The sequence below is a fragment of the Streptomyces sp. NPDC002640 genome (assembly GCF_053592575.1).
Genome location: NZ_JBSFVZ010000006.1, coordinates 270860 through 281879 on the forward strand (window position 1 = coordinate 270860; position 11020 = coordinate 281879).

Here is an 11020-nt window from a genome sequence, read left to right on the forward strand (position 1 = left end):
CCGGTCCCGGTGCGCCCGGTCCCGGTGCGTCCGGTCTAGTGGGCGTGGTGACCGTGCGCGTGGTGCTCCTGCGGAGCGCCGGGGCCACCGTGGACGTGAGGGTGGTGTCCGTGGTGGCCGAGGCCGGGGGCCGGGACGACCGTGCGGCCGGCGGCCGGCTTCCCCGCGGCGGTGGGAGCCTCGGACCGCCAGTCGGGGTGGCCGGGCATCGGCGGGGTCTTCTTCCCGTGGAGCCAGGGGCGGAAGAAGCCCTCCAGGTCACGCCCGGCGACCTCGGAGGCCAGCCGGACGAAGTCGGCCGTGGTGGCGGTCCCGTCCCGGTGGCGGTCGACCCAGGTGCGTTCCACCTGCTCGAAGGCGTGCCGGCCGATCTCCTGGCGCAGCGCGTAGAGCACCAGCGCGGAGCCGTCGTAGATCACGGGGCGGAAGATGCCGATCTTCTGGCCCTCCTTCGGCGCCTTGGGGGCGGCGGGCGGGCCACCGGCGGCGCGCCACCTGTCGGAGGAGGCGTAGGCGGCCTTCATCCGTTCCTCGAGGGTGCGGTGGCCGGTCTCGTCGGCGTAGAGCGCCTCGTACCAGGTGGCGTGCCCCTCGTTGAGCCAGACGTCGGACCAGGTCGCCGGGGTGACGCTGTCGCCGAACCACTGGTGGGCCAGCTCGTGCACCATGATCGACTCGACCATCCAGGCGGGGATGGCGGGCTCGGTGAAAAGGAAGCGTTCGAAGAGGGAGAGCGTCTGGGTCTCCAGCTCGAACCCGGTGGTGGTGTCGGCGATCAGGATGCCGTACGTCTCGAACGGGTACGGCCCGACCTTGCGCTCCATCCAGTCGATCTGTCCGGCCGTCCTGGCGAGCCACGGCTCCAGCTTCTGCCGGTCGGCGGCCGGGACGACGTCCCGCAGCGGGAGACCGTGCGGTCCCTGGCGGCGGACCACCGCGGAGCGGCCGACGGAGACCTGCACCAGCTCGGTGGCCATGGGGTGCTTGCTGCGGTAGGTCCAGGTGCGGGTACCGGCGGCGCCGCGGCCGGCCTCGTCGCCGGTGGGGAGGCCGTTGGCGACGGCGGTCAGTTCGGCGGGGGCCGTGACGGTGATGGTGTAGAGCGCCTTGTCGGACGGGTGGTCGTTGCACGGGAAGACCAGGTGGGCGGCGTCGGCCTGGTTGGCCATGGCCAGGCCGTCCTTGGTCACCACCCAGCCGTGCTGCTGTCCCTCGGGCGGGCGCGGGTCGCTGGTGTGCCGGACGACGATCCGGGTGGTGTCGCCGGCCTCGGGCGCCGTGCGGGGGGTGATCACCAGGTCCTCCCCGGCGCTGGTGAACGCGGCCTTCGCGCCGTCCACCGTGACCGAGGAGACCGTGCCGTGCGCGAAGTCCAGGTTGAGCCGCTCCAGGCGCCGGGTGGCCTTGGCCTCGATGGTGGTGACGGCCTTCATCGGGCGGGTGTTGGAGCCCGGGTAGGCGAAGCGGAGGTCGTAGGTGCGGACGTCGTACCCGGGGTTCCCCAGGTGCGGGAAGAGCCGGTCGCCGACGCCGAGGGGGGCGGCGGGCGTGGGGTCCGGGGCGGCGGCCGCCACCAGACAGACGGACACGGCGGAGGCCAGCAGGGCGCCGCGGACGGCGCGGCGGCGGGGGCGGTGCGAGAGCATCCCCCACGGCTACCAGGACGGGCGGCCACCACGAGGGCGACTCGCACCCTCTCCACCCGAACGGGTAGTCCCGCGAACTCCCGCCGAGGAGCCGGGGGCCGGGGGGCCGGGGCCCCGGGGGGGGAGCTCACTGCGCCGCGGAGGCCGCCCGGTTGACGTCGAAGACGCCCGGCACGTCCCGCATGGCCCGCATCAGGGCGGGGAGGTGCGCGGCGTCGGGCAGGTGGAGCGTGTAGGTGTGCCGGACGCGCTGGCGGACCGGCGGTTCCACGGTGGCGGAGACGATGTCGCCGCCCTCGGCGGCGATCACCTCGGTGAGGTCGGCCAGCAGGTGCGGCCGCCCGAAGGACTCGGCGACCAGGGTGACCCGGCAGGCGGTGGTCTCGCCCCAGCGGACGCCGACCCGCTCACGCCCCGCCGCGAGCATCCGCACGGCGGTGGCGCAGTCGGTCCGGTGCGCGGCGACCGCGCCGCCGCGCACGGTGAACCCGACGATCTCGTCGCCCGGCACGGGCGTGCAGCAGCCCGCGAGGCGGACCGGGGCGCCCTGCCGGTCGGAGACGACCCCGGGTCCGCGGAACGACGCGTCGGGCTCGAAGGACGGCTCGGGGGCGGACGCGGCCTCGCGGATCTCCTCCTCGGCGCGCCCGTCGGCGGCGGCCTCCCCGGCCGGGGCCTCGGCGGCGCGGGCGGCGAGCCGCCGCTGGATGGCGATCCGGGCGGTCGGCGTGGTGGCGTGGTCGAGCCATTCCCGGGAGGGCTCGGAGGCCGGGTCCTGACCCATCAGCAGCTGCACCCGGTCACCGTCGCGCAGCACCGTGCCGAGCGCGGCGAGGCGGCCGTTGACCCGGGCGCCGATACAGGAGTGGGCGTCCTCGCCGTACTGGGCGTAGGCAGCGTCCACGCAGGTGGCGCCCTCGGGGAGGCCCAGCGCCCCGCCGTCGGCGCGGAAGACGGTGATCTCGCGGTCCTGGGCGAGGTCCTCGCGCAGGGTGGTCCAGAACATGTCGGTGTCGGGGGCCGCGGCCTGCCAGGTCAGCAGGCGGGAGAGCCAGCCGGGCCGGGTCGGGTCGGCGCGCTCACCGTCCCGCTCGCCGTCCGAGCGCTCGCCGTCCGCCCGCTCGCCCTCGCCCTGCTCGTCCGAACCGGGCTGCGCCACATGGGGGTTGCCGAGGGCGATCACGCCCGCCTCGGCGACCTTGTGCATGCGGTGGGTGCGGATGAGGATTTCGGTGACCTGGCCGTCCTCGCGGGCGACCGCGGTGTGCAGCGACTGGTAGAGGTTGAACTTGGGGACGGCGATGAAGTCCTTGAACTCCGAGACGACCGGCGTGAAACAGGTGTGGAGTTCGCCCAGGACGCCGTAGCAGTCGGCGTCCTCGTTGACCAGGACCAGCAGCCGGCCGAAGTCCGTGCCTCTCAACTGCCCGCGTTTCAGGGAGACCCGGTGGACCGAGACCGAGTGCCGTGGCCGGACGACGACCTCGGCGGGGATGCCCGCCTCGCGGAGCACTCCGCGGACCGCTTCGGCGGTCTCGCCCAACGGGTCTTCCCCGGAGGCCGCGTTGCCCTCGATGAGTTCCTGGGTGCGGGCGTGGTCCTCGGGGTGGAGGACGGCGAAGACCAGGTCCTCCAGTTCGGTCTTGAGCATCTGCACGCCGAGCCGTTCGGCGAGCGGGATCAGCACCTCGTGCGTGACCTTGGCGATGCGTTCCTGTTTCTCGCGGCGCATCACCCCGAGGGTGCGCATGTTGTGCAGCCGGTCGGCGAGTTTAATCGACATCACGCGGACGTCGTTGCCGGTGGCGACCAGCATCTTGCGGAAGGTCTCCGGCTCGGCGGCGGCGCCGTAGTCGACCTTCTCCAGCTTGGTGACGCCGTCGACCAGGTAGGCGACCTCCTCGCCGAAACCGGCGCGCACCTGCTCCAGCGTGACGGCGGTGTCCTCGACGGTGTCGTGCAGCAGGGAGGCGGTCAAGGTCGTGGTCTCCGCACCGAGTTCGGCGAGGATCAGGGTGACCGCGAGGGGGTGCGTGATGTACGGCTCGCCGCTCTTGCGCATCTGGCCGCGGTGCGAGGACTCGGCCAGCACGTAGGCGTGGCGCAGGGGTTCGAGGTCGGCGTCCGGGAAGTGGGCGCGGTGGGCCTCGACGACGTGGCCGATCGCGTCCGGCAGCCGGTCGCGGCCGGTCGGGCCGAGCAGGGCGGCCCGGCCCAGACGCCTCAGGTCCAGTCTGGACCGGGAGCGCCGGCGCGGGGCAGGCGGGCTCTGGGGGACGGGCGTCACGGCCCCCGGGGTCGCGGCGTTCGTGGCCTCCGCGCTCATCGGCACCTCCGGCTGCGTCGACCGGCGGACGGGGATCCCGAGAGGCGACACGGCCGGGGATGCGGTGTCGATCCCCCGTCCGGACCGGTGCTTGATGCTATCGAGCCCATCACGTGCCGTTCACCGCCTCTCGCCGAGCGTGAACGGGATCACCCGTTCGAGGGAAGGAGAGGGGCTTCGCGGCGTGGTGGTCCGTCCTGCCGTGCCCGCGCGCCGCGGAGGGCCCCAGGGCCCTCGCGCTTCCCTCTCCCGCCGGTCTCATACGGTGCGTACCGCCGCGGTGGGGAGGGCGGCGTTCCTCGTGGCGGTGGCGCGCGCGAACCACTCGGGTTCGAGCTCGCCCTCGGCGACGATCTCCGCCGGGCCGGTCATCTCGATCTCGCCGTCCGGGTGCTCGGTGATCAGCAGCCGCCCGCCGGGCAGGTCCACGGTGTACGTCACGGGGGTGCCGGTGGCCGCGGGGTCCGCGTCGTCCCGGCGGGCCGCGGCGACGGCCACGGCGCAGGCTCCGGTGCCGCAGGAGCGGGTCTCGCCGGAGCCGCGTTCGTGCACCCGCATGGCCACGTGGCGCGGGCCGCGGTCGACGACGAACTCGACGTTCACCCCGTCCGGGTAGACGGCGGCGGGTGCGAACGGCGGCGGCTCGTGCAGGGTCCCGGCGTGCGCCAGGTCCTCCACGAAGGCGACGGCGTGCGGGTTGCCCATGTTGACGTTGCGGGCGGGCCAGCTGCGGCCGCCGACGGTGACCGTCACGCCGTCCCCGGGGAGGATCGCGCGGCCCATGCGGACGGTGACGTCGCCGTCCTTGGCCAGGTGCACGGTCTTCACGCCGCCCCGGGTGGCCACGGCCAGGTCACCGGCGGTGACGTGGCCGGCGTGCTGCAGGTAGCGGGCGAAGACGCGGACGCCGTTGCCGCACATCTCGGCGACCGAGCCGTCGCCGTTACGGTAGTCCATGAACCACTCGGCCTCGCCGGCCATCGCGCGGGCCTCCGGGTGGGCGGCCGAGCGCACCACGTGCAGCAGTCCGTCGCCGCCGATCCCGGCCCGGCGGTCGCAGAGCGCGGCGACGGCGGCGGGGGGCAGGTCCACGGCGTTCTCGGGGTCGGGCACGATCACGAAGTCGTTCTCGGTGCCGTGGCCCTTGAGGAAGGCGATCCGCGTGCTCATCCCTCGATCGTACGACCTTGCCGGAGCGGACGACGGCGAAGGGCCGTCCGGGGCGCAGGCCGGCGCTGCTCCGGCGCGGCGGCTCATCGCAGTCGGGCGACGCGCCACACGGCGAGCAGCACGACGGCGATCACCGTCACCGCGTAGGCCAGCATGATCCGCCAGTCGGGGCGGCGGCCGGAGCCGCGCGGGGGCAGGCCGGGCCAGTTCTGGCCGACCCTGCGGGCCGCCACCAGGCCCCAGCCGGCGGCGCAGGAGCAGATCAGCACGCCCAGCATGGCGATGACCGCACCGCTGTCGCCGAAGTCGAAGGCGAGCGGGAAGGCGAACATCAGGGAGCCCGCGGCGGCGAGCCCCACCACGGGGGCGAGGTGCCAGGCGCTCAGCCGGCGCCGGGGACGGAGCTCGACCTCGACCTCGGGGCCGGTGTACATCTCGTCGGGCGGCGGGCCGTCGTCGCTCACGCCGTCCACGACCTCGTCGTCGGCCTCCGGCCGGCCGTCGGCGCCGGGGTCCTCCGGTTCCCCGTCGAGCAGGGGGTCCTGCCCGGTGGCGGGGGTGCCGGAAAGCTCCGGGTCGACGTGCGGGTGGAAGCCCGGGTGCGGGTCCGCGTGCGGGTCCTGGTGCGGGTCCGGGTCGGTGTCCCGGCCGGTCTGCGGTTCGGTGAACGCCTCGTCCCCGGTGCGCGCCGAGGGGACGCGGGGCGGCTCGGCCGCGTCGGGCGCCGGGGCGTCGTCGTGCCCCCTGTCGCCCTCGGCGACCTGCCTCCCGTGTGCGGTGTCGCGAGGGCCGGCCTCCATCGCCACGCGCCCTCCTGACTGGGACTCCACTGGTCGATCGGATCACGATGATGGCACGCCGCCCGGGGCCGCAATGACGCCCGGAGCGACCCGATGCCATCACGTGATCAGGCTGTAACCGGCCGTTCGAGCAGGGCGAGCGCACGCTCGGGCATCGCGGCGGCGGCGTCCGCGGCCCCACTGAGCCAATGCACCCGCGGGTCCCGCCTGAACCACGAATCCTGGCGGCGCGCGAAGCGTTTGGTCGCGCGGACCGTCTCCGCGCGCGCCTCGTCGTCGGTGCACTCCCCGGCGAGCGCCGCGAGGATCTGCTGGTAGCCGAGCGCCCGGGACGCCGTGCGCCCCTCGCGCAACCCCTGTGCCTCCAGTGCCCTGACCTCCTCGACCAGACCGGCCTCCCACATGCGGTCGACCCGGCGGGCGATGCGCTCGTCCAGCTCCGGCCGGGGCACGTCGACGCCGATCTGCACGGTGTCGTACACCGACTCGTGGCCGGGCAGGTTGGCGGTGAAGGGCTTGCCGGTGATCTCCACGACCTCCAGCGCGCGCACGATGCGGCGGCCGTTGGACGGCAGGATCGCGGCGCCCGCCTCGGGATCGGCCGCGGCCAGCCGCGCGTGCAGGACGCCGGGGCCGTGCCGTTCGAGTTCCTCCTCCAGGCGGGCCCGGACCTCGGGGTCGGTGCCGGGGAACTCCATTCGGTCGACCGCGCCCCGCACGTACAGCCCGGAGCCGCCGACCAGCACCGGCCACCGGCCCTCGGCGAGCAGCGCGTCGATGCGGGCGCGAGCCAGTTTCTGGTACTCCGCGACGCTCGCGGCGACGGTGACGTCCCAGATGTCGAGCAGGTGGTGCGGGACGCCGCCGCGCTCCTCGGGGGTCAGCTTGGCGGTGCCGATGTCCATGCCCCGGTAGAGCTGCATGGAGTCGGCGTTGATCACCTCGCCGCCGAGCCGCTGGGCGAGGACGACGCCCAGGTCGGACTTGCCGGCGGCGGTGGGGCCGACGACGGCGATGACGCGCGGGGTGGGACGAGTACTGCTCACGGCCCCAGTCTCCCAAATGACCGGGGTGCTCCGGACCCCGGTGCTGCCTCGGTCGGACGCGCGCATCCGGCCGGTTCCGTCCCGCATACGTACGGTGTGGAACGGACAGGTGTGTACGGACACCACGGAAGGCGGACCATGAGCGGTTTCCTCGACAACCTGAAGAACAAGCTCGGTCCCGCTAAGGAGAAGGTCGGCGACCTCGCCTCGCGGAACCAGGACAAGATCCAGCAGGGCATCGACAAGGCCGCGCGGATGGCCGACGAGCGGACCAAGGGCAAGTACTCCGACAAGATCGAGCGCGGCACCGGCAAGGCCAAGGACGCCGCGGCCCGGCTGGCCGAGGAGCGGGGCGGCACGCACGGTCACGGCACGGGCATGACCGGGGACGAGGGTCCCGGTCCGGTCCGCCGCCCGGATCGCGGGGACGAGGGCACGACTCCGCCGTCCTCGCCGCCGCCGGGGCACTGACCGTCCCGCGGCCGGCTCAGGTCCAGGACGCGACGAAGTAGCCCACGCCGTAGGGGGCGGCCTCGTGCAGCAGCCGGTGACGGCCGAGCCCGCCGGCGCCGGTCCCGCTGTCGTCGCCGGTACCACTGCCGGCGCCGGCGCCGATGAGCACCTGCCAGGCGGGGCGGCCGGAGACCATCAGGGCGCGCGCGGTGTCCGCGTCGAGCCCGGCCAGGAAGCCGTCCGCGTCCCCGGAGGCGAGGGCGGCGGCGATCCGGGCGTCCAGCGGGGCGGCCCGCTCGTCCAGGTATCCGGGGGCCTTCACGTCGCGGCGGGCGCTGCCGTCGCCCGTCACCAGGAGGGCGACACGGTCGGCCCAGCCGGCGATCTCCGCACCGCGGGCACGGTGGGTGTGCGGGTCGCCGTCCTCGGCCGCCTCCACGGCACGGACCGGGCCGGTCCAGCCGGAGCGGGCGAGCAGCCAGGCGCCGACGGTCAGCGACAGCGGGAGTGGAGTGGCGTCCGCGGTGGTGGTGCCGTCGCCCAGGGTGACGTCCAGGGGCACGCCGTGGCCGCGGAAGGATCCCGTCGCGCCGGGCTTGTGCACGGCGTCGCGGGGGCCGGGGCCGACGACCACGATCAGGTCCGGCTTCGCGTCGACGAGCGCCCGCACGGCCTCGTCGCACGCCGCGCGCAGCGGCTCCAGCTCGGCGGCGGCGCCTTGGGCGACCTCGGGCACGAGCAGCGGGGGGCACGGACACACGGCAGCGGCGACAACCATACCCGCAGCGTAACCGCCCCTCCGGTCCCGCGCCCCGGCCGCCGCCGCCCGCAGGTGTCCGGGTCAGTCGCAGCCGCAGGCGCCGGCCGGGGCCGGGGCCGGGGCCGGGGCGGGAGCGCCGACCGTGGGGAGCCCCAGCATGACTCCCGCCGGCTTCGCCGCCTCCGCCGCGTTCCGCCTCGCCCACGCGTCCCCCGCCCGCGTACGGCGCACGGCCAGCACCGGCCCCTCCGCCAGCAGGTGGTGCGGCGCCGCGTACGTGACCTCGACGGTCACCACGTCACCCGGCCGCACCTCCTCCTCCGGCTTGGTGAAGTGGACGAGCCGGTTGTCCGGCGCGCGCCCGGACAGCCGCCGCGTCGCGCCGTCCTTGCGGCCCTCACCCTCGGCGACCATGAGCTCCAGCGTCCGGCCGACCTGCCTCTTGTTCTCGTCCCAGGAGATCTCCTCCTGCAGGGCGACCAGCCGCTCGTAGCGCGCCTGGACGACCTCCTTGGGGATCTGCCCGTCCATCGTGGCCGCGGGCGTGCCGGGCCGCTTCGAGTACTGGAAGGTGAAGGCCTGCGCGAACCGCGCCTCGCGGACCACGTGCAGGGTCTGCTCGAAGTCCTCCTCGGTCTCGCCGGGGAAGCCCACGATGATGTCGGTGGTGATCGCCGCGTGCGGGATGGCGGCCCGCACCTTCTCGATGATCCCCAGGAACCGCTCCTGACGGTAGGAGCGCCGCATCGCCTTGAGAATCGGGTCGGAGCCGGACTGCAGCGGCATGTGGAGCTGGGGCATCACGTTCGGCGTCTCGGCCATCGCGGCGATCACGTCGTCGGTGAAGTCCCGCGGGTGCGGGGAGGTGAAGCGGACCCGCTCCAGGCCCTCGATCTTCCCGCAGGCGCGCAGCAGCTTGCTGAACGCCTCGCGGTCTCCGATGTCGGAGCCGTAGGCGTTGACGTTCTGGCCGAGCAGCGTGATCTCGGAGACGCCTTCGGCGACCAAGGCCTCGATCTCGGCGAGGATGTCGCCGGTGCGGCGGTCCTTCTCCTTGCCGCGCAGCGCCGGGACGATGCAGAAGGTGCAGGTGTTGTTGCAGCCGACGGAGATCGACACCCAGGCCGCGTAGGCGCTCTCGCGGCGGGTGGGCAGCGTGGAGGGGAAGGCCTCGAGCGACTCGGCGATCTCGACCTGCGCCTCCTCCTGGACGCGGGCGCGCTCCAGCAGGACCGGCAGCTTGCCGATGTTGTGCGTGCCGAAGACGACGTCCACCCAGGGCGCCTTCTTGACGATCGTCTCGCGGTCCTTCTGGGCGAGGCAGCCGCCGACGGCGATCTGCATGCCGGGGCGCGAGGCCTTGCGGGGGGCGAGGCGGCCGAGGTTGCCGTAGAGGCGGTTGTCGGCGTTCTCGCGGACCGCGCAGGTGTTGAAGACGACGACGTCCGCGTCGCCGTCCGACCCTTCGGGGGCGCGGACGTAGCCGGCGCCCTCCAGCAGCCCGGAGAGCCGCTCGGAGTCGTGGACGTTCATCTGGCACCCGTAGGTGCGCACCTCGTAGGTCTTCACCGTCGTGGTGCCGACGGTCTTCACCGTCGTCGTATCGGCCACCGTCATGTCGGCCGCCGTCGTGTCGGCCACCGAGGTGTCGGCCGTCGTCGTGCCGACGACTGCCGTGTCCACCGCCCCGTTCACCGCGTCGCTCCGGTCCATGCTGCTCATAGGACACAAGGGTAAGGGGGCGCCGGAGCGCCCCCGCACGCCTCCCGCCGGAGGCCGTCCCTCACAGGCGGGCGCTCATCGACTCGCAGACGCCGTGCACGCCGTCGAGCCGGTGCTCGAAGCCGCCCGCCGTCAGCACGCCCCGATAACGGCCGTACATCTGGAAGTAGTCGATGGCGAGGAGGCCGAACTGGTGGCGGACCTCCTTGCGGCCCTCCGGCTCGAAGACGACGTCCAGCTGTCCGTCGCGGGAGGCGATCGTCCACGGGGCGGACGGGTCGCCGGGCCGCTCGGGCGTGAAGGAGATCTCACCGAGCGGTTCGCACGCTCCGGGCGCCCAGATCGCCGATTCCTCGGGTTCGCCGGGCAGCTCGGGACGGTCGGCGAAGTTGGCGCCGACCGGGCCGTCGGCGGTGGGCAGCGCGAAGGTCCCCCACAGCCAGCGGGTCCGGTAGGGCAGGAACGAGCGGTGCTCGTCCAGCAGGGCGAGGTCGCGCGCCGGGTCGAAGACGTACTCGGTGGAGCCGACCTTGAGCACGCCGGCGACGGGGAACACCGCCTTGTGCGTGTACATCCGGCCGTTGCCCGGCAGCCGGGAGGAGACCGACAGGGGCGCGCTCGCGGCCCGCGCGTCGAGGGTCAGCTCCGCCTCGAAGGCGGGGGCGGTCGCGGTGGCGGCGACGTCGACGTGGATCGTGTGCCGTCCCTCGCGCTCGGCGAAGTCGTAGGCGATGCGGTGGCCGCTCCCGCCGAAGGCGCAGTGCCCGCCGTCCAGCAGGTCCGCCGGGAGGGCGGCGGAGCCGCCGCGGGCGTTGGCCGCGTGCTGGTGGAGGATGCCGGTGCGCCGGTCGTGGGCGTAGATCTCGCTGCTGGCCAGGTACTGCGCGTCCTGGATGATCAGGGAGGACCAGACGTCCGGGTGGAGCAGCGTGAAACCGGCCCACTCCTTCAGCCGCAGCCGCCGCAGCAGCCGGGCGGGCCCGCTGAACTCGTCGAGCGGGTTGACGCGGACCGGCCGGGCGGCGAGCCGGCCGAAGCGGCGCGCACCGCCCTCGATCAGCAGGGCGGGGGCGGAGGGCGCGTGGTGATCGGACACA

General features: G+C 74.2%; 9 protein-coding genes. 1 reads left to right on the forward strand and 8 read right to left on the reverse strand.

Going from position 1 to position 11020, the window contains the following annotated elements; all coding sequences use genetic code 11:
* Window positions 1–35: 35 nt before the first annotated feature.
* The 5 genes from ACWD3O_RS11125 to miaA all read right to left on the reverse strand — a co-directional run bounded on the left by ACWD3O_RS11125 (window position 36) and on the right by miaA (window position 6988).
* Window positions 36–1646, reverse strand: a complete 1611-nt coding sequence (locus tag ACWD3O_RS11125; protein WP_451415673.1) for a M1 family metallopeptidase — start codon at window positions 1644–1646, stop codon at window positions 36–38.
* A 127-nt stretch (window positions 1647–1773) separates the two neighbouring features.
* On the reverse strand, window positions 1774–3972 hold the full coding sequence (locus tag ACWD3O_RS11130; protein WP_451415674.1) for a RelA/SpoT family protein: 2199 nt from the start codon (window positions 3970–3972) through the stop codon (window positions 1774–1776).
* 258 nt (window positions 3973–4230) lie between these two features.
* A complete protein-coding gene (dapF, locus tag ACWD3O_RS11135) occupies window positions 4231–5142 on the reverse strand; it encodes a diaminopimelate epimerase (protein ID WP_451415675.1) in 912 nt (303 codons plus the stop codon).
* Between the two features lie 83 nt (window positions 5143–5225).
* On the reverse strand, window positions 5226–5678 hold the full coding sequence (locus ACWD3O_RS11140) for a hypothetical protein (RefSeq protein WP_451409533.1): 453 nt from the start codon (window positions 5676–5678) through the stop codon (window positions 5226–5228).
* Window positions 5679–6049: 371 nt separating this feature from the next.
* On the reverse strand, window positions 6050–6988 hold the full coding sequence (gene miaA, locus ACWD3O_RS11145; protein ID WP_451415676.1) for a tRNA (adenosine(37)-N6)-dimethylallyltransferase MiaA: 939 nt from the start codon (window positions 6986–6988) through the stop codon (window positions 6050–6052).
* A 138-nt stretch (window positions 6989–7126) separates the two neighbouring features.
* Here miaA and ACWD3O_RS11150 point away from each other — a divergent pair, with 138 nt between their 5' ends.
* A complete protein-coding gene (locus ACWD3O_RS11150) occupies window positions 7127–7459 on the forward strand; it encodes an antitoxin (RefSeq protein WP_451409083.1) in 333 nt (110 codons plus the stop codon).
* Between the two features lie 16 nt (window positions 7460–7475).
* On the opposite strand, the gene ACWD3O_RS11155 is transcribed toward ACWD3O_RS11150, so the two are convergent.
* The 3 genes from ACWD3O_RS11155 to ACWD3O_RS11165 form a co-directional block, all read right to left on the reverse strand.
* Window positions 7476–8219: a class III extradiol dioxygenase subunit B-like domain-containing protein gene (locus ACWD3O_RS11155; RefSeq protein WP_451415677.1), complete on the reverse strand. Its 744-nt coding sequence runs from the start codon at window positions 8217–8219 to the stop codon at window positions 7476–7478.
* Window positions 8220–8282: 63 nt separating this feature from the next.
* Window positions 8283–9818: a tRNA (N6-isopentenyl adenosine(37)-C2)-methylthiotransferase MiaB gene (gene miaB / locus ACWD3O_RS11160; protein ID WP_451415708.1), complete on the reverse strand. Its 1536-nt coding sequence runs from the start codon at window positions 9816–9818 to the stop codon at window positions 8283–8285.
* A 166-nt stretch (window positions 9819–9984) separates the two neighbouring features.
* The gene (locus tag ACWD3O_RS11165) at window positions 9985–11019 is read right to left on the reverse strand and encodes a DUF2804 family protein (RefSeq protein WP_451415678.1); all 1035 of its coding nucleotides are present in this window, start codon (window positions 11017–11019) and stop codon (window positions 9985–9987) included.
* Window position 11020 lies beyond the last annotated feature (1 nt).

Bases quoted from the DNA above. Each gene is read 5' to 3' on its own strand.
- ACWD3O_RS11150 (WP_451409083.1), top strand. From the start codon at position 7,127: ATGAGCGGTTTCCTCGACAACCTGAAGAACAAGCTCGGTCCCGCTAAG.
- miaB (WP_451415708.1), bottom strand. From the start codon at position 9,818: ATGACGGTGGCCGATACGACGACGGTGAAGACCGTCGGCACCACGACG.
- dapF (WP_451415675.1), bottom strand. From the start codon at position 5,142: ATGAGCACGCGGATCGCCTTCCTCAAGGGCCACGGCACCGAGAACGAC.
- ACWD3O_RS11155 (WP_451415677.1), bottom strand. From the start codon at position 8,219: ATGGTTGTCGCCGCTGCCGTGTGTCCGTGCCCCCCGCTGCTCGTGCCC.
- ACWD3O_RS11130 (WP_451415674.1), bottom strand. From the start codon at position 3,972: ATGAGCGCGGAGGCCACGAACGCCGCGACCCCGGGGGCCGTGACGCCC.
- ACWD3O_RS11125 (WP_451415673.1), bottom strand. From the start codon at position 1,646: ATGCTCTCGCACCGCCCCCGCCGCCGCGCCGTCCGCGGCGCCCTGCTG.